This is a genomic window from Anaerolineales bacterium (genome assembly GCA_037382465.1).
Taxonomy (GTDB): Bacteria; Chloroflexota; Anaerolineae; order Anaerolineales; family E44-bin32; genus WVZH01.
On the sequence record JARRPX010000004.1, the window covers coordinates 76,905 to 101,303 of the forward strand.

The 24,399-nt window shown below is 56.1% G+C and carries 19 protein-coding genes; 11 read left to right on the forward strand and 8 right to left on the reverse strand.

Features of this window, described 5'->3' with window-relative positions:
- The first annotated feature begins 131 nt into the window (after window positions 1–131).
- Complete coding sequence (locus P8Z34_02375) at window positions 132–1,742, forward strand: phosphodiester glycosidase family protein (protein ID MEJ2549511.1); 1,611 nt, start codon at window positions 132–134, stop codon at window positions 1,740–1,742.
- Between the two features lie 133 nt (window positions 1,743–1,875).
- Here P8Z34_02375 and P8Z34_02380 read toward each other — a convergent pair whose 3' ends face one another.
- Together P8Z34_02380 and P8Z34_02385 are read right to left on the reverse strand one after the other, a co-directional pair.
- Window positions 1,876–2,052: a hypothetical protein gene (locus P8Z34_02380; GenBank protein ID MEJ2549512.1), complete on the reverse strand. Its 177-nt coding sequence runs from the start codon at window positions 2,050–2,052 to the stop codon at window positions 1,876–1,878.
- 104 nt (window positions 2,053–2,156) lie between these two features.
- On the reverse strand, window positions 2,157–2,810 hold the full coding sequence (locus P8Z34_02385; GenBank protein MEJ2549513.1) for a metallophosphatase domain-containing protein: 654 nt from the start codon (window positions 2,808–2,810) through the stop codon (window positions 2,157–2,159).
- Window positions 2,811–3,436: 626 nt separating this feature from the next.
- Between P8Z34_02385 and P8Z34_02390 the strand changes: the two genes are divergently transcribed.
- The 3 genes from P8Z34_02390 (at window position 3,437) to P8Z34_02400 (ending at window position 7,502) form a co-directional block, all read left to right on the forward strand.
- Complete coding sequence (locus P8Z34_02390) at window positions 3,437–4,621, forward strand: substrate-binding domain-containing protein (protein ID MEJ2549514.1); 1,185 nt, start codon at window positions 3,437–3,439, stop codon at window positions 4,619–4,621.
- 116 nt (window positions 4,622–4,737) lie between these two features.
- A complete protein-coding gene (gene gguA, locus P8Z34_02395; GenBank protein MEJ2549515.1) occupies window positions 4,738–6,282 on the forward strand; it encodes a sugar ABC transporter ATP-binding protein in 1,545 nt (514 codons plus the stop codon).
- 47 nt (window positions 6,283–6,329) lie between these two features.
- The gene (locus tag P8Z34_02400) at window positions 6,330–7,502 is read left to right on the forward strand and encodes a sugar ABC transporter permease (GenBank protein MEJ2549516.1); all 1,173 of its coding nucleotides are present in this window, start codon (window positions 6,330–6,332) and stop codon (window positions 7,500–7,502) included.
- Between the two features lie 120 nt (window positions 7,503–7,622).
- On the opposite strand, the gene P8Z34_02405 is transcribed toward P8Z34_02400, so the two are convergent.
- The 3 genes from P8Z34_02405 to P8Z34_02415 form a co-directional block, all read right to left on the reverse strand.
- Complete coding sequence (locus P8Z34_02405; GenBank protein ID MEJ2549517.1) at window positions 7,623–8,504, reverse strand: sugar-binding protein; 882 nt, start codon at window positions 8,502–8,504, stop codon at window positions 7,623–7,625.
- A gap of 149 nt (window positions 8,505–8,653) precedes the next feature.
- Window positions 8,654–9,439 carry an ATP-binding cassette domain-containing protein gene (locus tag P8Z34_02410; GenBank protein MEJ2549518.1) on the reverse strand — a complete coding sequence of 262 codons (786 nt, stop codon included), beginning with the start codon at window positions 9,437–9,439 and terminating at the stop codon, window positions 8,654–8,656.
- A gap of 12 nt (window positions 9,440–9,451) precedes the next feature.
- Entirely contained in the window at window positions 9,452–10,339 is an 888-nt protein-coding gene (locus P8Z34_02415) for an ABC transporter permease (GenBank protein ID MEJ2549519.1), read from the reverse strand.
- A 215-nt stretch (window positions 10,340–10,554) separates the two neighbouring features.
- Here P8Z34_02415 and P8Z34_02420 point away from each other — a divergent pair, with 215 nt between their 5' ends.
- The 5 genes from P8Z34_02420 to uvrA all read left to right on the forward strand — a co-directional run bounded on the left by P8Z34_02420 (window position 10,555) and on the right by uvrA (window position 17,803).
- Entirely contained in the window at window positions 10,555–11,613 is a 1,059-nt protein-coding gene (locus P8Z34_02420) for a response regulator (GenBank protein ID MEJ2549520.1), read from the forward strand.
- Between the two features lie 80 nt (window positions 11,614–11,693).
- Window positions 11,694–12,218 (forward strand): ATP-binding cassette domain-containing protein, encoded by a 525-nt coding sequence (locus tag P8Z34_02425; GenBank protein MEJ2549521.1) that lies wholly within the window; start codon window positions 11,694–11,696, stop codon window positions 12,216–12,218.
- Window positions 12,219–12,256: 38 nt separating this feature from the next.
- Window positions 12,257–13,159, forward strand: a complete 903-nt coding sequence (locus tag P8Z34_02430) for a sensor histidine kinase (protein MEJ2549522.1) — start codon at window positions 12,257–12,259, stop codon at window positions 13,157–13,159.
- Between the two features lie 104 nt (window positions 13,160–13,263).
- Entirely contained in the window at window positions 13,264–14,697 is a 1,434-nt protein-coding gene (locus P8Z34_02435; GenBank protein MEJ2549523.1) for a hypothetical protein, read from the forward strand.
- A 220-nt stretch (window positions 14,698–14,917) separates the two neighbouring features.
- A complete protein-coding gene (gene uvrA / locus P8Z34_02440) occupies window positions 14,918–17,803 on the forward strand; it encodes an excinuclease ABC subunit UvrA (protein MEJ2549524.1) in 2,886 nt (961 codons plus the stop codon).
- 16 nt (window positions 17,804–17,819) lie between these two features.
- On the opposite strand, the gene P8Z34_02445 is transcribed toward uvrA, so the two are convergent.
- The 3 genes from P8Z34_02445 to P8Z34_02455 form a co-directional block, all read right to left on the reverse strand.
- A complete protein-coding gene (locus P8Z34_02445; protein MEJ2549525.1) occupies window positions 17,820–19,043 on the reverse strand; it encodes an ABC transporter permease in 1,224 nt (407 codons plus the stop codon).
- A gap of 93 nt (window positions 19,044–19,136) precedes the next feature.
- Entirely contained in the window at window positions 19,137–19,820 is a 684-nt protein-coding gene (locus tag P8Z34_02450) for an ABC transporter ATP-binding protein (GenBank protein MEJ2549526.1), read from the reverse strand.
- Window positions 19,820–21,226 (reverse strand): efflux RND transporter periplasmic adaptor subunit, encoded by a 1,407-nt coding sequence (locus P8Z34_02455; protein MEJ2549527.1) that lies wholly within the window; start codon window positions 21,224–21,226, stop codon window positions 19,820–19,822. The genes P8Z34_02450 and P8Z34_02455 overlap by 1 nt, the downstream gene beginning before the upstream one ends.
- A 255-nt stretch (window positions 21,227–21,481) precedes the next feature.
- On the opposite strand from P8Z34_02455, the gene P8Z34_02460 reads away from it, so the two are divergent.
- Both P8Z34_02460 and queG read left to right on the forward strand, forming a co-directional pair.
- Entirely contained in the window at window positions 21,482–22,921 is a 1,440-nt protein-coding gene (locus P8Z34_02460) for an NAD(P)-dependent oxidoreductase (GenBank protein ID MEJ2549528.1), read from the forward strand.
- Between the two features lie 171 nt (window positions 22,922–23,092).
- Complete coding sequence (gene queG / locus P8Z34_02465) at window positions 23,093–24,268, forward strand: tRNA epoxyqueuosine(34) reductase QueG (protein MEJ2549529.1); 1,176 nt, start codon at window positions 23,093–23,095, stop codon at window positions 24,266–24,268.
- Window positions 24,269–24,399: the final 131 nt, after the last annotated feature.

Here is a 24,399-nt window from a genome sequence, read left to right on the forward strand (position 1 = left end):
AGATTCTGGGATTGACAACGTATCATAAGAAAATCCACTCCCACATTTGTCACCTTCCCAAGCTGGGCTATAAAACGGTATGATAAAAGCAATCCTACACGTATGATCGAGAAATCAAGAGGCGAGGTGGCGTGAAACATCGTGTTCTGATATTCCTCTCTGTGGTGTCGCTGACAATTTGTGGTTTTACATTTCGCGACACATTTTCTACCGCAGAATGGACCACGATCGTCGAGGGGATCGACTATCGGGAGTTTCGACTTCCCGGTCCAAATCGAGCCTTTGTTGCCCGCATGGATCGATCAAATCCGAACCTCATTCTGGACAGCAGTATTGCACAAGGAAGGCTTTCTGGCGGGATGGAAACAGTCAGCCTGATGGCCAATCGGTACGAGCAATCCATCAACGCCTGGGCTCCACCGCCTGACCAATCCGTCCCAAACATCTTTCCGCTCAGCCAGCCAGCCAAACCGACGAAACCCGTTTTCGAGCCATGGGGATCACGAAACGATGTTGTAATCGCTATCAACGGAACCTTCTACTACATGGACACCGGCGTTACGATAGGCGGTTTCGTGCACTCTGGTTGGTATGACAAACCTTTCGGAAATCTGGGAGGCGGCAGTGGTTTCGCCTGGCAACAGGATCGCTCCGCATTCATCGGTGAATGTGTCTATCACCCATATAATAAACAACGCATCACGAATCTTTCGACAGAGAGAACCTTATATTACGATACGATCAATTTCCCCCGAGAAGGCCAGGACCTCGTCATTTACACACCACAATTCGATCGGGACAGCCAACGAGAAGGCGAGATTACAGAAATCCTGGTCGAACTCACCCGCACCCTCGGTATCCGCCCTTACCCAGATATGACCGTCGGAATCGTGCGGCAAGTAAGCGATGCCGAAGGTCCTATTCCAATTCCTTTCGATCACATTGTGATATCTGCGCACCAGGAGAACAACAGACGGAAATTACGAGAAAACTTTCATGTCGGCGACAAGATCGGCATCTCGATAGACGTAGTGTCCCTGAAAGAAGACTGCGAGGAACCATTACCACTTAATTGGGCAAACACGTATGCCAGTATCGGTGGCAGCTTCTTTTTCCTGAAGGACGGTGGAATTCCAAGCTTCGACAATCCAGGAGCGACGCTGCGCCATCCGCGCACAGCAATCTGTTACAACACCGACTACATCTATTTCGTCGTCGTTGACAGTCGGCAGCAGAACTACAGTATCGGAATGACGATCGATGAACTCGCTCAATTCTGCAGAGATGATCTCGCAGCTACCTGGGGAATCAATCAGGACGGAGGGGGTTCATCCACAATGTGGATCCAGGGGCAGATTGTGAATTCGCCATCGGATGGAGCTGAAAGACCTGTGGCCAACGGGATGATGATGATCCTCGTTGAGCCGATGGAGCGTTCGGATGCCTTCCAGGTCAATGATGAAGTGAAAACCAGCGAAGCGAGTAAGGTATGGCTGGGACCGGGCACCAATTTCGCCGTCCACTCATCCGTGCCGGAAGGCGCAAGCGGAAGAATCGTGCCCCACATGAACGATCTGAACGGCGTATATGCCAAGGGCACCTATTGGTGGAAGGTCGATTTCGGTTCGAAGGTTGGCTGGCTGCCGGAGGAAACACTCATCCTCGTCTATCGTCCCGAGTTCATCATCGCCTTTCGGTTCGCACCCGGTGCTGCACTAAACGAGATCGGTTCGACCTACTAGCAGCCCAAACAGATTCCGTTCTACCCAGCATACCATCCATGTCCCGGCATGTCAGACGCCGTGGTTGAGTGGATTTCCCCCTCGAGTCCGCTTCAATCAGAAGCCGAGCTGCCAGGATGGACCGAGGTGCACTTCAGCGGATCACCGCCCCGAAGGCGAGGAACGCTTCACAATGTGGACAGATGATAATCTGTTTCTGCCGCATTATCCCCATGCCCTTCTTCTTGATCCACACTTTGTCCAATTCTGCTTTGCAGAACGGGCACTTGGGCAAGACGTCCTGCGGTGCTCTTTCGTATCGAACTTCCACAACATGCTCTCCTTGAATGAAATCTCCCGGTATCGAGTAAGATGCCGATTTACAGATCCGATTGTAACCCCAGAAGCCACGACAGTGCACAGGCGGAAGAGCGCCTAAAACCAAACCCGTTTACCTGACACGTCTACATTAAACACCGTAGGTGAATGCGACAATACAAAATCCTGATCGACCACGCTTGCATTAATGAACTTCGTATGCTCGTTCGCCGTGATCCCATAGCCTTCGTGGATGTGACCAAATACATGAACCAGGGGTTGAATTCGCTCGACGAACTCCAAGAGATCCCGGCATCCCACACGGCTGCCGTGAACGGTCAGATCGCCGTGACCGTACGGCGGACCATGTGTGATCAGCACCTGCGTGTCTTCCGGGATCAACTCCCATTTTGCCCGGATTTCGGCCCCGCGCCGCAAGTTGAAAGCCCAATCATGAAACCAGGGCTGCCAGGGGCTGCCGTAGAATCGAACGCCGTCCGCCTGGTATGAGGCATCCTGAAGGTAAACGCAATTCGAGAGAATGGCCGCGCTGCCCTGGGGATCACGTTCGATGGCGAAATCGTGGTTGCCGGCGATGACGATCTTGATTCGGTGCGGCAGGCCATCCAGAAAATCGTTGAAATCCGCAAGGTCCGTTTCCCTTCCGTATGCGCTGATGTCCCCGGCGTGAATGAAAACATCTCCATCGGGTACTGTCAGGTCGTGATGATAACCATGTGTGTCGGCCACAGCCACGATTTTCAGTGACATGATTCGATTCCCCTTTCGTGGCAATCTCTGGAAATAGACAGCCACCTTCGTGTGCAATTTCGTCAATCAATCATATCCCACTTGCAGCATTCTATTGCCAACTGATAACAAAACGACCCGGAGCCTTGTGATTCAAGGATATCAACTGGGCTTGCCAGCCTTCTACGCAGTCCTGAGAGTGTTTTACAGGAGGGGGGAATCCCCTAATCAATTTAGGGGCAATCTCTCTGTAATTTCATGCTACATTCCATATACTGCTAAAGACAATTTCAAAAGTCTTTCGCCTTTTCAATTATCAAACCCTAGGTTGTCGTTGTATCCACCGACCCGGTGGAATACTGGAGGAGGAGGGACCACCTATCGAGTTCTGTGACGCTTGGACAAACTCATCCGCCCTCAAGCACAGAGAGCGCACGAGTACGGAATACCAAATCTACAATTCACAGAATACCTCCCGATATTTTAAAAATACGTACGTGTATCGTCTCAGGCCAAAATAATCGTCTTTTTAGATCATCGATACCATCCGAAATTCGAAACTCGAACAAGCAGGAGGTGAATCCGGACGAGAAGTACGAACCAAATTGCACGTCGATTGTACAACCAAGAAAAAAATAGGAGGAAAGATGCGCCGCTTATCATTACGTTACGTTGTTTTGGTTCTCTTGATCGTGTTAGTCGCTGGCATGCTCTTTGGCTGCGCGAAGAAAGCAACTGAAGCCCCTGCAGCGCAAGAGCCTGCAGCGGAAGAACCCGCAGCGGAAGAACCTGCAGCGCAAGAACCTGCAGCCCCAGGCACGACTAAAATCGGTCTTTCGTTCTCCGACTTCGCCACAGAGCGTTGGAGCACGGAAGAGGCTCTGATGCGCGGGCTGCTGGAGGACAAGGGCTACGAGGTCCTGACCGCGGAAGCAAGCCATGACGTCAAGCTGCAGAACGATCAGATCGACAACATGGTCGCACAAGGCGTTAAGGTCATTATCGTCGTTGCAGAAGATGGAGACGCCATCGTAACCTCGGTTGATAAAGCAGCCGATGCTGGCGTCGCCGTCATCGCCTACGACCGCCTGATCAAAACCCCCAAGATCGCAGCTTACATCTCCTTCAACAACGTTGAAGTTGGCCGGCAGCAGGCATTGGGTGTGATGTCCGCCCTCAACATCGAGGAATGGGACGTGAACGCGAACGGTCCCGCGAGAATCGTGAAACTCGGCGGCAGCCCCACCGACAACAACGCCATCCTCTTCCGCCAGGGTCAAGATGAAATTCTTAATCCCTACGAAGAAGCCGGCAAGATCGAAATCGTTGCCGATCAATGGGTGGACAACTGGGATGCAGCCAATGCGCTGGCCCTGATGGAGAACATCCTCACCGCCACCGGAAACGAAATCGACGGTGTCGTCGCATCGAATGACGGGACCGCACTTGGTGCACTGCAGGCCATGGCTGCACAGGGTCTGGCAGGCAATGTGCCGATCTCGGGTCAGGACGCCACGGCAGACGGCTGCAACAGCATCGTCAAGGGCGAACTCACCGTGTCGATTCTCAAGGACGTACGTGACCTGGGACCGCTCGCCATCAATCTGGCGGACGCGTTCGCCAAGGGCGAGACGCCTGAGGGCCTGACTTCGTACACCCTGGCAGAACTCACCTTGGACGACAGCCTGGTAGGCGAGGTCAACTGCGCCTTCCTGGATGTCTATCAGGTGAATGCCGCCAACGTTTACGACCTGGTGGTTGTCTCTGGATTCCAGAGCTACGATGATGTCTATCGCGACATCCCCGAAGATCAACGACCGCCACGCCCGTAATAAGTGACTGTTCGTAAGGTCCCGGCTCTCTTTGGGCAACCAAAGGGAGCCGGGGTATAATCACCTCAATTTCAACCTGAAAAGTCCAACGAAAAAATTTGACGAAGGCGCGCAAAGTGAAAAACGATATTATTCTAGATTTCCAACATGTAACCAAAAAATTTCCGGGTGTAGTTGCGCTCGACGATGTCACTTTACAGGTCGAGCGGGGGGAAATCCACGGTCTCTGTGGGGAAAACGGCGCGGGGAAGTCCACTTTGATGAAGATACTTTCCGGCGTCCACCCCTTCGGCACGTACGAAGGATCGATTCTCTACGAAGGCAAGGAACTCAAGCTGGAGAACCGCGCCATCCGGCGGGCAAGCGAGGCGGGAATCGCCATCGTTTATCAGGAGTTGACCCTCGTGTCGAGCATGACCGTGGGTGAAAACATCTACCTGGGGAAAGAACCCAGAGAAAACGGCTTCATCAACTGGAATAAACTCTACTCCGATACCCAGAAGGTTCTGGATAAATACAATCTCGACGTCGAACCGCAGGCGATCGTCGGAAACCTCGGCGTCGGCAAACAGCAGATGGTGGAGATCGCCAAGGCTCTGGCCGTCGACGCCAACGTACTTATTTTGGACGAACCCACGAGCGCGCTCACGGAAGCGGAAACCGATCAATTAATGGAAATCATCCGCTCTTTGAAATCTCACGGCGTCACGTGCATATATATCTCCCACAAACTCGATGAATTCTTCCGTATTGCAGACTGCATGACCATCCTGCGAGATGGAAAAGTCGTCGACACGCTGCCGACGAGCGAACTAAGCCATGAACAACTGGTCAAAATGATGGTCGGCCGTGAGATGCACAAGCGCTTCCCACCCAGCAAGCGCAAACCCGGCAAAGTCATCATGGAAGTGGAAGATCTGCATGCCCAGGATCCGAACGACCCCAATCGAACGGTGCTCAACGGCGTTACCTTCGATTTGCGGCGCGGGGAAATTCTGGGAATCGCCGGTCTGATGGGATCAGGACGCACAGAGTTGGCCATGACCCTGTTCGGTGAGTACGGCAAGATCACCCAGGGTCATATTTTCCTGGACGGTGAAGAGATCCAGCCCCACTCTGCCAGCGCTGCGATTCAAAAGGGCCTGAGCTTGGTCCCGGAAGACCGCAAAGGGTACGGTCTGATCCTGATCCAATCCGTGCGCAGGAACATCTCATTACCCAACCTGAGTCAATTTTCCTCTTTCATGCGCATCGACCGCCTGGCGGAACTTCGGGCGACGATGCAGCAATCCAAGAGCCTGGATATTAAGGCGCCCAGCCTGGAAGTTCCCGTCAACACCTTATCCGGCGGCAACCAGCAGAAAGTCGTGATTTCGAAGTGGCTGATGTCAAAACCGAAAGTGCTCATCATGGACGATCCCTGCCGGGGCATCGACGTCGGCGCGAAATTTGAGATTTACAAACTGATGACCGAACTGGCCGAGAAGGGGGTTTCGATCATCATGACTTCCAGCGAATTGGAGGAAGTACTGGGCATGTGCGACCGGGTGCTGGTCATGCACGAAGGGCGCTCGAACGGCTTGCTCGACATCTCCGAAGCCAGCCAGGAACGTATCATGGCACTAGCAACCGGCATCGCAGAAAGTGAGCCGGCGAAATAACATAAGGGGGGAGCAATCCAATCACAACCTTGAAGAAGGAATAGCAAATGAACCTACCTAACGAACTCGTACAGCAATTTCGGCGGAACATCCAAACCTACAGCATCATTATTGCGCTAATCGTTATCTGGGGGTTTTTCGGAGTGCTGAGTGAAGGCGCGTACCTGCAGCCCCAGAACTTCTCGAACCTGTTCCGCCAAATGACGGTGACTTCATTCCTCGCCATCGGTATGGTCTTGGTGATCGTTACCGGAAACATCGATCTATCGGTAGGGAAAGCCGCAGGATTCATATCCGTGATGGTGGCGCACCACCAATACCGAGTATGGCATGCATTAATCCCGGATCAGCCGTTGTTGGCAGCTGCATTGTCGGTTGTTCTCGGCATCGGTCTGGGTATTCTGTGGGGCATTATCCAAGGATATATCATTTCGTATCAAGGCATCCCGGCATTCATCGTCACGCTCGGTGGACTCTTCGTCATGCGTGGCGCGATCCTGCTGCGAACGGAAGGCAAGACCATCCCCGCGAATCAACCTTTTTTCAAAACCATCGCTCAGGGTTACATTGATCCAAAGTACAGCTGGATTATCGCCGGAGTGGTGATCTTATTTCTAATATTCAACATGTTCCGCAGCCGAAGGAAGAAGCGTGAGTATGGCTTCGAGCAGTCCAGCTTCGCCATGGATCTGTCGATGACCTTCTTCTTCTCTTTACTCGTGGCTTTGTATGTGTACATCGTCAATAAGTACCAGGGTTTTCAAATCCCTGTCCTGTTGCTGGCAATCGCCGCCGTCATTCTGGCTTACGTTTCCAACAACTCGCGATTCGGACGGTATGCCTATGCAATCGGCGGCAACCGCGAAGCGGCCCGGCTTTCCGGCATCAACATCCGCAAAAACGTGTTTCAGGTTTTTGTGTTGATGGGTTTTCTGACCGGTGTGGCCGGCATCGTGCTGGCTTCGTACGTCGGCTACGGCACGATTGCCGCAGGTGAAGGCTACGAATTGGATGCCATCGCAGCCGCCATCCTTGGCGGCACCTCCCCCCTGGGTGGTGAGGGCACGATATTCGGCGCCCTGGTCGGCGCGTTGATCATGTCCAGCCTGACCAACGGCCTGCAAATCATGAACGTAGCCCCTGGATGGCAGCAGCTGGTTAAGGGTCTCGTGCTCGTTCTAGCGGTATTCGCGGATGCGAGGCTGAAAAGGAACCGCTAGGCCGTTCAAGATATTGATTGGGTAACAGAAGAGCTTCCCTCTAGAGAGCGACTCCGCGTCTGGCCTTGAACGCGGAGTCGCTGTATTTACGCTGTTTGATCCTTCACCAGGTGAATAAATCTAGCCGTCACCCATCTCCGGCGCTTCCCAGCCGATGGTGTCCCATTCATGCGGGATGCCTTTATCATCCAGGAGTGCCTCGTACTCCTTCAAATTATCCGCCGTGATGACATCCACGCCGGTATCGATGACGCCGTTGACCACCCCCATTTGCGTCGTGGCCGCCGCTTCACCCTGCGTGGCGATGAGATAGATCAACTGTACCGACTTGTAGCCCATATCGAATTCCCTTTGAGCCACCGTAGCGTCGATCACGCCCTCCTTGATCCCGTTAATGATGTCCGTCGTGGCATCGAAACAAACGAGCTTCGTCAGGCCCACGCGGTCGGCCTCCTTGATCGCCGTCGCCCACGCAGGGCCGTTGTAGGCATAGACCCCAAAGGCACCGGCCAAATCCGGGTGCGCAGATAGCACGGAATTTGCCAATTCCAGCGCCTGCGCCGCGTCTTCCCTGTCGGTGACGGGCTCAAGCACAACGATCTGCTCGTCAACGGCATCCAGGAACCCCTGCGTCCGCTGCAACGAATTCAATGCCGTGTCCGAACCGCGGCTGATCCCCACAACCCCACCGTTGGGCAGCAGCTCCGTCATCGTTTTTCCTGCTTCGAGACCGGCGGTGTAGTTGTCCGTGCCGATATAAACCAATGAGATAGACCCCGCAATGGGGGGTGTGTCCAGCGTCGTAACGATGATTCCCGCCGCTTCCGCCTGCCGCATCACCGGCTCCAGCGCGCTGGGATCCGAGGGAGCGATGGCAATGCCGGTGACACCCTGGGCGATGTAGGTTTCCATCGTCTGAATCTGGGATGCGACGTCCTCCACCGGTGTCACGAAGAAAATCGCTTGATCGGAACCCAAACCGAGGTCGGCAGCGGCCGCCATTACCCCCCCCGAAAACTAGAGTAATGCGCAAGGTTTTCATATCGCTCCTTCCTTCGCGCCCCGGTCTGTGATTGTACTATTTGAGAAAGCTGCTGTGGAGTCTATAACGAGATGGATTTCATCGCTCGCAGTGTTGAATCTGCACCATCTCATTCATCGAGATTGACGGAGTAATCGTCCCTGGCACCGATCATGTACGCCACCACTCGCTCACGAAACGCATGGATGTCCCCTTGAATGGGCCGATCACATACCTTCCGTCCATGACGCAAGACCATCACGCGATCGCCGACCTGATGGATATCCTCCAGGCGGTGACTGATGATGATGATAGAACAGCCCTGAGATTTTAGCTGGCGGATCAGTTCCAGCACCTTTCCCACAGAGATGACGTTCAGAGCCGCGGTTGGCTCATCCATGATGATGATCCTGGCATCGAAAGCCGTCACACGACTGATGGCGACCGCCTGTCGTTGACCTCCCGATAAATGCCTGACCTTCAGACTCACGCAATCGATGTCGATCCTGAGGTCCTCGATCAGACGCAACGATTCCAGTTCCATCGTGCGTTTGTCGAGCAGCCGAACGGGGCCAAATCCCCAGCGGATATATTCACGTCCCAGGAACATGTTCGCCGCCACATCCAGATTGTCCACCAATGCAAAATCCTGATAGACCATTTCGATGCCCAATGCCCGCGAGTCTTCCGGATTCCCGAACCACACCTGGCGGCCATCGATAAATATTCGTCCCCCGTCTGGAACGTGCGCACCGCTGAGCACCTTCATCAGCGTGGATTTCCCAGCCGCATTATCGCCCACAAGGCCAAGCACCTCGCCGCGCCTAAGAGTCAAATCCACGCCGCGAAGCGCCTGGATGGCTCCGAAGTTCTTGCGAATATCGTGCATCTCGACGCGTGCGGCCGTATCATCCACTCGAGTTGCTCCTCAGTTCGTGCTGCGCCTGCGCCGCCACATATCGTAAGTAACCGCGATCACCAGCACGGCACCCAAGACGGTCTCCTGTACGTATGGAGACATATTGACGATGACCATGCCGTTGAACATGACCCCCATGATGGCTGCGCCGAGGATTGCCCCGGTTATCGTCCCTTCACCCCCCCGCAGGCTTGTTCCTCCGATGACCGTAGCCGCAATGGCCCATAATTCGTACGTGGATCCGACGGTCGGTGTGCCTTGGCCCAGGCGGGAAGCCAGGAGCAATCCCACCAACCCGGCCATGACGCCACTGCTTATGTAGCAAAAACTGCGTACCCGATCGACGTTGATTCCGGCCACGCGCGCAGCTTCGATATTTCCCCCTACGGCATAGATGTGCCGGCCGAGTGTCGTGGAGCGAAGTATGAAAGCCGCGATTACGGCTACGACGACCAGGATGATGAACATTACGGGTATCTGAAAGATCTCACCTTGTCCCAGTTCCAGAAACGGGAAATCCAGAGGGAAGACAATCGGATATCCGCGCGTGATGAACTTCGCCATGCCCCTGGCGACCAACCAGGTACCCAGGGTGATGATAAAAGAAGGAATTTGCAGCTTGGTGACGCAGAAGCCATGCCATCTGCCAACGAGACCCGAAAAAGTAAGTACGAGCAGGATGGAAGGCAAGATGGCCAAAGGCGGAATGGGTCCCACACCTTTCACCATAAAGGTTGCCGCAAGCACGCCGGTCAATGCGGTCATCGATCCCACGGATAAATCGATTCCGTCTGTGATGATGACCAGAATTTCGCCGATCGCCAGGAGGCCAAACGTCGCCACAAAACGCATGATCACTTTCAGATTTGCCAGCTTCAGGGTCTTTTTATCTTCCATGCGACCGAAATTGCCTCCCGTTCAGAATTACGGCGCATCCGTTCGAATTTCCTGGAACGATTTTGGTGGGAATCGACTTCTACCTGTAGATGCAGTATAGGCGAAGATATATTTCCATGGCTAGGGGGCATCCCTAAGTAAAATAGGGGATTTCCCCCTCTTTTCCAGTGCCGCTCGGCGCATCTCGAAATATGCAATAATGGTATAGTATTGGAATGAACAAAGTACGCACCCTCTTGGCAGACGATCACGCCCTCGTTCGTGAAGGTATCCGCAACGCCTTGAAGAACCTTTCCCATGTAAGCATTATTGCTGAAGTCGGCGACGGACCCGCGTTGATGGCAGCCTTGCACGACACGAATCCCGACTTGCTACTTTTGGACGTCACCATGCCGGAGTTCAAGCCCGTCGAAGCCATTCATCAAATTTGCAGCGACTATCCGGATATGAAAATCCTGGTGATCAGCGCATACGACGACGACGTGTACGTACAGGGGTTGATGCAAGCGGGTGTCGACGGATACCTGCTGAAAGACCAATCTCTGGGTGACTTACAGCTTGCAATCGACCGGGTGTTGGCCGATGAGAAGTGGGTCTCGAGCCGGGTGATCGATAAATTGGTGCGGATTTCGGAAAGAACGTCAGCTGCACCCGCCTCACCGCTGACCTCCCGACAGCGCGACATCCTGCGCTTGCTGCAACAGGGCCTCGACAATCAAAGCATCGCCCAACGCATGAACCTCAGTATTAAAACGATTGAGAATCACCTTACCCGCATCTATCGCCAGCTCGATGTTCAGAGCCGCCTCGAAGCTGTCAAATACGCCAATCATCACCCAGATATCCTTGGATTGCCGGGACAGATCGCCACGCAAGAGCCTCCAACCATGAAAGCCTCCGATCAAAGCGCCGTAACGCTTTTGTTGGTCGATGATAACGCCCGCTATCGCTATCAATTACGACGCATGATCGGCAAGGTTTGCACTCAGGCTTTGATCTATGAAGCCGAAAACATCGACGAAACCGTGAACCTGGTCCAACACATCACTCCGCACTTGGTTTTGATAGACGTTGTCCTGGGGGATGAAGACGGCATCCACTGCACGCGCCGCATCAAAGCGATTTCATCCAAACCCCGAGTAGTTCTCATCAGCGCTTATCCCGATCGTGAGTTTCACCGGTTGGGCCTGGAGGCCGGCGCGGTCGCATTTCTGGACAAGAAAGACCTCGACGCTGCTTCGCTGCGCGAACTGATTGAAGACGTAATGCGATAGAATGAATGTGTCAAGCCACTTTCGATTATGAGTGATCATTTGATGGTTTCGCATCAAAGTGATATCCTCAGGTTCGATACATGCAACCGAGATTGAAAGTCTATAACATTTCGAAGTACATCGGTTCGCTGCCGGTCTTAGAGCACGTAAGCTTTGAGGTGTTCCCCGGAGAAGTCGTGGGGCTGGTCGGCAGGAGCGGCGCGGGAAAATCCCTGCTGGCCAGCATCATAACCGGATTATCGATGCCGGATACGGGAACCATGATCTTCGAAGGACGCAAGGTTCAATGGCCCTTTCACGCGCAAAAATTGGGCGTTGAAGCCATCCACCAGAGACCGCGTCTGGCTGAGCATCTCGACATCACAGCCAATATCTTCCTTGGCAGAGAATTGCGGATCCCGATCCTCGGGCGGCGTCTGAACATCCTCGACCGGCGCAGGATGAACAACGAAGCGGCGCGCATCCTCGAGCAACTCAATTTCCGATTTCCCTCGCTGCGCGAAAAAGTGGCCAATTTATCCAGCGAACAACGGCAGATGCTTTCCATCGCCCAGGTGATGACCCATACGGCGAAGTTGATCGTCGTGGATGAGCCTACAAAGTAGCCTCCCACCGCACCGACGAGGTGAGCCGTGAGGAGATCGTGGCTGCGCTGGTAGGCACCACAAACCGGCAGCAGCTCACGCCTGCCATCTGGGCGCTCGACAATTACTACCGCGCCCGAGAGCAAGCAGAAAATCTGCGCCACCAACAAAGACTTCTCGAACAGAATCTTGCGGTGCAGGACACCCGCATCCGCAGTCTCATCGAACAAATGACCGAACAGGTAAAGGCGCTGGATCAGGCGAACATCGCCTTGCAAGATGCGCATCGGCGGTTGCTCACCGAACGCGAACAGGAACGCAAACATTTAGCCAGAGAACTGCACGATCAATTGATTCAGGACTTACTGAGCGTAAATTACCAGTTGGAGGAAAGTGAAGCGCACGCCGATGTCGGCCCGGAACTCAAGGAGGATCTCCTTCAAATCCGCAACACCATCCGCATGTTCGTCTCCGACCTGCGCAGGATCTGCAGCGATCTGCGTCCGCCGACAATTGACAGCCTTGGATTGGGCTCTGCACTGCAATCCTACACGCAAGATTGGAGTGAGCGCACGGGCATCGATCTGACGCTCAACCTGGACAGCAATTTGGGTCGTTTGCCCGAAGCGATCGAATTGTCGATTTTCCGCATCGTACAGGAGGGTCTCAACAACGTTCGCAAACACGCCATGGCCAATCGCATCGACGTCACGCTTGAACACACATCCGTCCGCGCCTTGATGATCTCCATATCCGATGACGGCAGCGGACTGCAGGACGACTTCGATCTCTCTGCCCTTTCGAGGGAGGGACACTTCGGGCTGTTGGGAATCAGCGAAAGAGTCGCTCTTCTGGGAGGCCGATTGGACATGAAAAACAAGCCCGAGGGCGGATTGCTTCTTCAAGCCGAGATACCTCACCCCAGAGTCGATCTCCCGGTAAAAATGGCGGAAGAACGGTGATGGGCTGAAGACGGTTCCTGATCCCCAGCCCCTATGGCGTCATTGCGTACATCTTGCCGATATGATAGATTCCTAAAACTACGGCTTCCGGTTTAGGAGTATGTATGGCTCCAACACCACGTTCGACGCTGAGCGAAGATTTCGCAGCCCATTTGAATTGTCCCATCTGCGGAGAAGCGAGGCTGATGGTTCATCACACCTCCTCCCTCCCGGATTTCGTTACCTGCCATAGTTGCTCGTCCGCCTTCGTCGTCGAGGAAGGTGGAGAACGGGTTCTCTTTGGGAAGATCAACGATCAATACCCGCGTACGCAGCAATTTGCATTGAAACAATGGGTCATGCTGGAAGCCATCGAACGCCGCGCTTCCGACGAGCGGTTGGAAGGCGAGGACACGACCGCCCCACCAGAAGTCGAACAAGCGCCCACCCCGCAAATCCCTAAAGCCGCCCCAACGCCGCCGCCCTCCGCGGAAAACCTCTTGCGTTCGGCAGCCGTTCCCATCCCCACCGAGCCTGACCTTGAATGGCCGCCGGAGAAATTGATCCCTCTGGAGCCGGAACCGGAATCCGAACCCGTCCAGACTCCAAAGGTTGAACCCGGCCCGCCGACTCCCGCGAGCGTTGAACCCGTCATGCAGGAACCGGTGCAGCCATCCCCAATTCCACCCATACCTTCCCATCTTGAACCTCCACCGGGTGTGGACCTCGAAAGAATCCTCCGCGTCGAGGAACCCGCAGAAGAGCCAGCGTTTCCCGGCGATACGCCGGTATTTCCCCAGGGTATGAAGCTGAAGCAGCCTGCGGAAGGCCTGGCTGAACCTGCTCCCACGGCGGAAGTGCAAGCCGAACCAGGCACAGCGGTTCAGGCTGCCCCCGTAAAGCCCGCTTCTGAACCTCCCGTGCTCGAGCTGCGCGAAAACGATCCGCCGCCCGGAATTCGATACCGCGTCGTCCTTCGGGGAGAGAAAGTGATTTTCCCCAAGAAAGCCTGTGCCCACTGCCAGGCAACACCGGTGCGCGGCCGCTTGACGATCATCGGTGACCTTCCCCAGGGGCAGAAAATCGGCCAACGTAAGAAGGCAACCTTCAACCTTCCTCTATGCGCAGAATGTCACGATCGGGCTCAGAGCGTCACGCCGGAGGAAAAGGCGGAACGGCTTCAAGCCAACCTGATCTCCATGCTTGTCATGATGGTGCTCCTCGTGGCGGCTCTTGCCTGGGGCCTTGACCTTCAGGAGGATCCAATCTCTGGTGTAATTATCATTGGTATTCTCGCCCTGGTGGGATATTTTGTCCCGTCCTATTTCCTGTTGAGACGCATCAAACCTTCTCCCCCCTCACCCAACGCCGCCTACATTCGCTCGACGCTTCTCATCCCCGACGATGCGCAGGGCCTGGAGACGGCCTTCGAATTCCGCAACAAGGATTATGCACAGCAATTCTTCGAGGCCAACGAATTCGTTACCCTGGGAAAGCCCATCCAGGTTAAAGACCGCTCCTTTTCCAGGATGCGGCCGCCGGAAACCCCTGCGTCGTAAATCCATTAAAGCGGGACGTTCATAACCCTGCTTGCATTCATGCCACCGCCAACCCTTCGATGCTGCGCCCCGAAGGATGACCCGGCGTCACATCCACTCGCTACGCATCCCGTCCCCACACCCGCGATGATCAATCCTGTTCTGACCCTTGATTTTGGTCTGTTATAATGATATGTTGTACGCGTAAATAGAACATTTGTACGAATAAGGCCAGAATCGAATGACACAAGACCACATCCAAGTTGTAGGTGCACGGGAACACAATCTGAAGAATATCTCCGTCGACATTCCTCGCAATAAACTCGTCGTGATATCCGGCATATCCGGATCAGGTAAATCATCGCTCGCCTTCGACACCATTTTCGCAGAAGGCCAACGCCGTTACGTTGAATCCCTCTCTGCATACGCACGCCAATTTCTCGGCCAGCTCGACAAGCCTGACGTGGATTACATCGAGGGGCTTTCTCCCGCTGTATCGATAAATCAACGCGGGGTGTCCCACAATCCTCGATCCACAGTCGGAACCGTGACGGAAGTGTATGATTATCTGCGTCTGCTTTTTGCACGCGCCGGAATCCCACACTGTCCCATCTGCAATCGAGAAGTGCGCCAGCAATCGGCGCAGGAGATCGTAGATGCCGTCGAGGCGCTGCCGGCCGACTCGCGCGTGTTGATCCTGGCGCCGTTGATTCGCGGCCGCAAAGGGACACACCGTGCGGTTTTCGACGAAGTGCGAAGGTCGGGTTTCGTGCGTGTACGGGTGGATGGCGTGATGCAATCCGTCGACGACGAGATCGAGCTGGATCGCTACAAAACGCACACCATCGAAGTCGTCGTGGATCGTCTCATCGTCGAAGCAGATGCCGAACATGCATCGGAAAACGGATTCCGGTCACGCCTCACGGATTCGATCGAGACGGCACTGCGTTGGGGTGATGGCACGATGCTCGTCGCCGACGTTACTTCAGAGCAGGAACCCAAAATCACGCCGTATTCGGAGTTCCTTGCCTGCCCCGAGCACGGCACGATGCTCTCGGAGATCGAGCCACGCACATTCTCTTTCAACACGCCCCACGGCGCATGTCCGGAATGCCAGGGATTGGGAATTAAACTGGAGATCGATCCCGATCGCATCATCCCCGATCGATCCATTTCCATTGCCGACGGCGCGGTCGCCGCACTGGAATGGTCCAACCAAAGCCGCGAACGTAGAGGCTATTACTGGCAGATGGTCGAAGCCGTCGCCGAGCACTATGGCGTGAGCCTCGATGCGCCGGTCGCAGAACTCGAAGACGAAAAATTGGATTTGATCCTGTATGGGACGAACAACGAAAAATTACCCGTTCATTACGTGAACACTGAAGGCCGCAAAACGACATTCAAGACGACTTTCGAAGGCGTGATCGGAAATCTCGAGCGGCGCTATCAGGAGACGCAGTCCGATGCGGTTCGCAACCGGATTCAAGAATTCATGGCCGAGCGGCCGTGTCCCTCCTGCGGCGGCCGGCGCTTGCGCGCAGAAGCCCTGGCCGTTCTTTTGGACGGCATGAACATCGTCGAGATCACGAAGTGGCCCGTCCAACGCACCCTGAAGTGGGTACAGAAATTACAGGGAGACGACAGTCCATTGTCCGACCGTCAACGGAAAATCGCCGATCGAGTGCTGAAAGAGATCGCCGATCGTCTCGGCTTCCTGGTGAACGTTGGCCTGGATTACCTCACCCTCGACCGTTCGGCGAGCACGCTCTCCGGCGGCGAGGCGCAGCGCATCCGGCTGGCGACCCAGATTGGATCGCGTTTGATGGGCGTGCTCTACGTGCTCGACGAACCCTCCATCGGCCTTCATCCCCGCGACAACAAACGCCTCATCCGGACACTGGAGGAGATGCGCGATCTGGGCAACTCCGTGCTCGTCGTCGAGCACGACGAAGCCACCATCCGCGCTGCGGATTGGGTCATCGATCTGGGTCCGGGAGCCGGCGAATCCGGTGGAGAAATCATGGCGGAAGGCACGGTAGCTCAAGTCACGCGCAACAAGAATTCGGTTACCGGGCAATTCCTCGCCGGAAATCTCTGCATCGACACTCCCAAGGAACGGCGCACAGGAAACGGACACACCCTGTCCGTCCTCGGCGCACGCGAGAACAACCTCAAGGACATCGACGTCGACATCCCCCTGGGAACGTTTGTATGCATCACGGGCGTTTCAGGCTCCGGCAAATCCACGCTGATGGTGGAGGTGCTTTACAAAGCGTTGGCGCAGAAACTGCACGGGGGACGGCAGCAGCCGGGTGCCTATTCCGCACTCGAAGGGGTCGAATTCGTAGACAAGGTCATCAACATCGACCAGAGTCCGATTGGCCGCACGCCGCGCTCCAACCCCGGCACGTACACAGGTGTTTTCGATCACGTGCGCGCGTTGTTCGCCGAGTTGCCCGAATCCAAAGTGCGCGGCTATAAGCCGGGACGTTTCTCTTTCAACGTCCACGGCGGCCGCTGTGAAGCCTGCCAGGGACAGGGACAACTGCGCATCGAAATGCAGTTCCTGCCGGATGTGTACGTGCCGTGCGAGGTATGCCACGGCGCCCGCTTCAACCGCGAGACTCTGCAGGTGCGCTTCAAAGAACATTCCATTGCCGACATCCTCGACATGACCATCCATGAAGCCGCAGAGTTTTTCGAGGCATTTCCGGCGATCGTACGCAAACTCGATACGTTGCAGGAGGTGGGGCTGGGCTACATCAAAATCGGCCAGCCGGCACCCACCTTATCCGGTGGCGAGGCCCAACGCGTGAAACTCTCGCGCGAACTCTCGAAACGCAGCACCGGCCACACACTCTACGTTCTCGACGAGCCTTCTGTGGGATTGCACGCTGCGGATGTGTATAAATTGATCGACGTGCTGCAGCGCCTGGTGGACCAGGGCAACACCGTCTTGATCATCGAGCACCATCCCGACATCATCAAAGTCGCCGACTGGGTGATCGATCTCGGCCCGGAAGGGGGAGATCAGGGCGGAGAAATCGTCGCGGTCGGAACCCCGGAAGAGCTCAGCGGCGTGGCCGCATCGTATACCGGTCAATTTTTGCGAGAGCAGTTGAAATAGCCGTAAATCGAGGACGTTATTCGGAACGCAGCGCCTCGACGGGTTGCAGATCGGCGGCGCGTTTTGCCGGATAGAGGCCGAAGAATACGCCGACGGCCGCCGAGAACAGCGTCGCCAGCAATATCGCATCCAGGCCCATGCTGGGGTTCAATTCGGCATCCGAAGCGGCTGCGATCGCACCGACGATTTGCGACAATCCCCAACCCAGGCCGATGCCGATCAAGCCTCCCATCATGCTCAACAACGCCGATTCGGTGAGGAATTGAAACAGAATGTCGCGTTTGCGTGCACCGACCGCCTTGCGTAGGCCGATTTCCCGCGTGCGCTCCGTTACCGACACGAGCATGATGTTCATGATCCCGATCCCACCGACGAGCAGCGAGATCGCCGCGATCCCACCCAGGAAGACCGTAAGTACGTTGGTGATCTGTTCCGCCGTTTCGAGGAAATCCTGCTGCGTGAAAATAGTGAAATCGTCTTCGCCGATTGGCGTGCGGTGACGGGCGCGCAGTATGGCGGCGATTTCGTCGCTCGCCGTGGTGACATTCTCCGGACTGATCGCCTGGACCAGAATCATGTCCACCGCGTCTCGGTTCCTGCGCAGCAAGCGAACTTGTGCGGTGGACAACGGCACGATGATCTGATTGTCCTCGTTTGAAAACTCGGATCCACCCTTCGAAACGGTGACGCCAATGACACGAAACGGCTGCCCTTCGACGCGTATGGTTTCACCGAGCACGCCCTGCCTTCGGCCGAACAATTCATCGGCGACGTCCGGGCCGATGACAGCCACGGCGGCCCGTCCGAGAAGATGCACTTCGCTGATGAACTCCCCTTCCGCGAGTTCAACGTTGCGCACACTTTGATAGTCCGGTGTGACGCCGTAGCCTGTGGTCAGATCTCCCTCCCCAGCGTAACTGACCTCGACCGTACCTTGAAGCACGGGAGCCACGCCGACCACGGAAGGAGCCACGAACGGATCGCGTATCGCTTCAGCATCCGCCAGGGTCAACGGCTTGGGATTGCGGATTTCCTGGGATCCGCCGCGCACAACGAAAAGCAAATTGGTCCCAATGCCGCTGATCGATCCCGTGATCGTGTTTTGCGCGCCGGTGCCGATCGCCAGCATGGCAATCACCGCCCCGACGCCGATAACGATACCCAGTACCGTCAGGCCGGAGCGCAGCTTGTTGCTGGCGAGACTATCCAGCGCTTCGAGGACGTTGTTCCAGATGTCCATCCCGATTCCTTACCGCCTTGCAACTGACCGCTCGTGACCCCGCATCGCAAAAATGTGTGGGAAATGTGCAGGGCCATCCGTGCGGTCACGCTATCAACCCGGTTGACTTTCGACCAATCCATCCCGCAGCATGATCACGCGTTCTGTCCGTACCGCGATCTCGGGATCGTGAGTCACGAAAATCAGGGTCGTCGAGAATTTCTCGTTGAGATCGAGCAAGATGTCCATGATTTCCTCGCCCGACTTCGTATCCAGGTTGCCCGTGGGTTCGTCGGCCAGAATGATCGCCGGATTATTGACCAGTGCCCGGGCGATGGCCACCCGCTGCTGCTGGCCACCGGAAAGTTCGTTCGGCCGGTGGTGGATGCGGTCGCCCAGGCCGACGTCTTCCAGCGCCTGGATCGCACGTTTCCGCCTGCCGTTGGAAACGCCGGCGTAACGCATGGGCAGCTCGACGTTCGTCAGTGCGGTCTGGCGTCCCAAAAGGTTGAAACTCTGGAAAACGAAACCTACTTTATGACTGCGGATTTCCGCCAATTCATCGTCACTCAAATCGGCGATCTCCTGCCCATCGAGCTTGTAACAGCCACTGCTCGGACGATCGAGGCACCCCAGGATGTTCATCAGCGTGCTTTTCCCCGAGCCGGAAGGTCCCATGATGGCGATCACTTCTCCCGGCTTGACGCGCATCGACACGCCGCATAGTGCGTGTACTTCGAATTCGCCCATTCGATAGACTTTGGTCAGGTCTTCGGCTTCGATGACCCAATCCGTCATTATCTGCCCCCCATGAACCCCGGTTGTCCACCGAAAAGCATATTTTCGGGCGGATTCAAAACCACGAGATCCCCTACCTTTAGTTCTCCATCGAGGACCTGGCTTTGCGTATCGGACGATACGCCAAGCTGGATGGTGACCGGCTTTAATTGCCCTCCCTCGAGGATGAAGACAGTGCGTTCGCCGTCGACCACTCGTACGGCTCGATTGGGTACAAGCAGCACGTCCTCGATCTGCTCGACGACGATGTTTACAGCGGCGGTCATCCCCGGCTTGATACGCTCGTCTGCATCTTGCAGTTCGACGGTAACGTTGAAGCTCACGACGCCCTGCGTGATCACACCGCTGAGCCCGATCGCGGTGACCTCTCCGTGATACGTAAGGTCGAGGACGGCATCGAAATTCATGTTAACCGGTTGGCCGAGCGCAATTCGATTGATGTCCACCTCGGAAATTTCGACGTCCACCAACAGGTGTGAAAGATCCGCCAATCCAAAAGCGACCGTGCCCGGAGCAACTTGATCGCCGGGTTTTGCCTGCACCGAAGTGATCGTGCCCGAAAAAGGAGCCTCGATGCGGGCAGTCTTCAGCGTGGCCTCCGCGGCCGCCAAACGCGCTTTCGCCGCGGCGATGTCATCAGGATTGGGGCCGTCTTTCACGCGCTCCCACTCTCGCATGGCATCCGCGACCTGCGCTTCCGCCACTGCCACATCGGCATCCAGCAACGCTTGTTCGGTTTCCGAAGGATGTCCCGTGTACCAATTGAGCTCACGTTGGATCGAGTCGCGTTTCTTGCGCGCTGCGATGAGGTTGGACAGCGCCAGAGCCCTGCCCGGATCGTCATTCGGACGATTCTCCACCCGATCGTATGCAGCCTGGGCACGGTCGACGTCCTGCTGCGCGAGCACCAGGTTGGCGCGCGCTGCAGCCAGCGTGTCGCTGCTCGCCCGATAACCTTCCTGCCGCACGGTGCGCAGGTACTCAGCATTTTCGAGTGCATCTTGCGCCTGGGCGAGGGCCAACTGCGCTGCGGCCTGCGTTTGCGAGGACTCCAGAAGATCTTCCAGGGCTCGCTGTGCGGCGACGTAATCGGCCTGCGCAAGGATCACCGCTGCGGGCAGCGATGTCTGTTGAATTTCGGATAGCACATCCCCGTGCTTGACCTTGTCCCCCAGTTCCACTTCGACGCCGTCTACGATGCCGCTGGATTGAAAAGTAAGCACTGCGGATTGGTTCGCCCGTACCGTTCCCGTCGCACCGACCGATGCCGTTAGCGATCCTCGGGTCAACTTTTCGGTCTGCAGAGAACCCAATGAAGCTTGATTCGATTGCGCGCAAGATCGCAGTGCAAGAAAACCCGCAATAATGACAACAACCACTGCGATCGCGATATATCGTCGTTTCATATTTCTACATCCTTCCAGTTGCTTCTCTGCCTTTATCGTACGGTGAATAAGATTTGCGATCCCCAGGGCAATAAGGTAAACGCCTGGGGATCCTCGGTTTTCCGAGCCGAACAGCACAACAAATTGTATTTTACCCTATGATGATAGGTATATTTTCGGTTGTGACAACCATCACGAATAAGGATGACATTCACGACTGATATAGGACCACTTGGGTCTGTATCATCTTATGTATGGATTCGCGGAGGGTTACAAATGCCGGAAATATCCAGTGATGAACTAGCTCTCGACCGCAGAGCTCGCATGAAATTGCCTTTCGAGGACGTTGAAGCACGCCCAGCCAAGGTTCGCATCCTCGATTTTGAGCCCACGTTCAAACCGCTGACCGCAGAGCAAGCGCGTCGCGCTGCAGAAAGATGCATCCATTGCCCAGATCCCGCCCCTTGTCACAAAGCATGCGTTCTGCATAACGACATCCCCTCCGCAATGTGGTTAATCGAGCAAGGCGACTTCATCGGCGCAGCCGAAATCTACCGCCGTACCAGTTCCATGCCCGAAATCTGCGGCAGGGTTTGCCCGCACGAGTCGTTCTGCGAGGGCGCATGTCCGCGCAACAAGCGCGGCGAGCCTGTCCTGACCGGGGCGTTGGAAGCTTTCGTCGCAGACTATCAACGCGAGCACGGTAAAGTTGAAATCCCAGTCGGTTCGCCCAGCGGCAAAAAGGTCGCCATCGTCGGCTCCGGACCATCGGGCCTCGCCTGTGCGGAGCAACTGGTCCAAAAAGGACACGCCGTAACAATTTTCGATGCCATGCCTGCGTTCGGCGGTCTATTAATGTACGGAATTCCCAATTTTAAACTCGACAAGCACGTCGTCCAGGCGCGGATCGACGATCTGCGAGACGCCGGTGTCTCCTTCGTGAACAACACCCGCATCGGCGAGGATCAAAAGATCGATGATCTCATGAAACAAGGTTTCGACGCCGTCTTCATCGGGGTCGGTTCCCTGATTGATGCCAAGATGGATGCACCCGGAGAGGATTTACCCGGCGTGTACAAAGCCACGGATTTTCTCATGCGCGCCAACGTCGATCCGAAGCTGCTTCCGGAATCGGAGCGCAGCAAACCCGAAATCGGACATCGGGTCGTCGTCATCGGCGGCGGCGACACGGCCTCCGACTGCCTGCGCACTGCGATCCGGCTTGGGGCGGAAGAGGTAACCTGTCTGTACCGGCGCACGGAAGCCGAGATGCCGGGCGGTGAGAAAGATCGTCACCTGGCGAAAGAAGAGGGCGCCCAATATCGTTTCCTTACCCAGCCGGTGCGTTACATCGCCGGACCAGACGGGAGCGTGAGCGCCGTTGAGTGTCTGCAATGCGAATTGGGCGAGCCCGATAAAAGCGGCCGCCGTCGGCCCATCCCCATCGAGGGTTCGAATTTTACCGTAGAGGCGGACACCGTGATCCTGGCGATCGGTTACTGGCCCGATCCCCTCATTGGAGAGACGACGGACAAACTGGAGACCAGCAAGTATGGTCTCGTCATCGCCGATGATGAAACAGGCGCCACGTCTCGAAAGGGCATTTTCGCCGGCGGCGATGCAGTCAGCGGACCCGACCTGGTCGTTACGGCCGTCGCCTCGGGCCGGCGTGCTGCGGCAGGCATCAACGAATACCTGCTCGAAACCAGCGCATAATCCATCTTTCCGATTCCATGTTACGTCAGGAGACGCGGCCAGGCCCGCGTCCCCAATCGATTTTAAAAGGGCGCATCTGCTGTACTCGAGTGGAAAGACGGCCCGCGCCTCGATTTAAGCGAAGACCGGTATAATCAGGTCAGCGCTCCTCCAAGGGAAGAATTGGAAACCATGCACGAGGCCCCAGCGAAGGCGTTAGCCATAGAAATAAAAGACGAAGCAAGACGTGTCGGCTTTTCGCTTGTGGGTATCACGTCGCCCGATCCGCCTGCCCATCTCGAGGTCTATCGAGCGTGGCTTTCCGAAGGGCATCATGCGGGCATGGCCTACATGAACCGCGAAGACGCCCGCCAACACCGCGCCGATCCCCGCTCGATCCTGCCGGAATGCCGGGCGATCATCGTCCTCGCAGCGAACTACCTCCCCGGAAACACGGCTCGAGATCGAATGGCCTCTCACCTCCAGATTGCATCCTACGCCCTCGGCGACGATTACCACATCGTGCTGCCCGAGCGGATGCGCCGGCTCGTCGAATTCGTTCAGGAGCGGCTGGGAAGAGACGTGCGGCATAAGATCTACACCGACACCGGGCCGCTGCTCGAGCGCGAGCTCGCACAACGAGCGGGCTTGGGTTGGATCGGAAAGAATTCGTGCCTGATCCACCCACGACTCGGTTCCTACTTCGTCCTGGGCGAAATCTTGCTCGACGTCCCCCTCCCTATCGACGCGCCGTACGCATACGATCGCTGTGGTACGTGCTCCCGCTGCATCGACGCCTGTCCGACCCAATGCATCCTGCCCGACCGCACCCTGGACAGCCGCAAATGCATAGCATACTGGACCATCGAAGCCAGGGATGCCATCGCGCTCGACGTCCGTTCGCAGATCGGGGACTGGTTGTTTGGCTGTGACGTCTGCCAGCAAGTATGTCCCTTCAATATAACGTTCGCCAGGCCGAGCGAGGATCCCGCGTTCCAGATTCGCGAATCCCTCGCCGGCGCGACGCTCGAGCAATTCCTGCAATTACTACCGCACGGCTGGCGCCGCAGATTTAAGGAAAGCCCGCTGCTGCGCGCCAGACGGCGCGGTCTGGTGCGCAACGCAGCCGTCGTGGCGGGCAACGCCGAAGCTCCGGCATTTGTCCCCCAGTTGACGGTTCTCCTCCAGCAAGACCCGGAACCGCTCGTGCGATCGCATGCGGCGTGGGCGCTTGGCCGCATTCGTTCTCCGCAAGCCCTGTCCGTACTCCGAGCGGCGCATTCGGGCGAGAAATCACCCGAGGTGATCGAAGCCATCGAGGCGGCGCTGCGAGATTCCTGGCCGTTTACACTCGATTCGAGAAAATAGGAAAGAGAACTTCCACAAAGAGCTGCACCCAGATCCAATATCGCCCCGCAACCAACCTAAAACCTCGCTGGTGCCGGATATATATCCGGTGCCGGTATCTGGCGCATTTTTTCCGCCGCCGTGAAATGTTG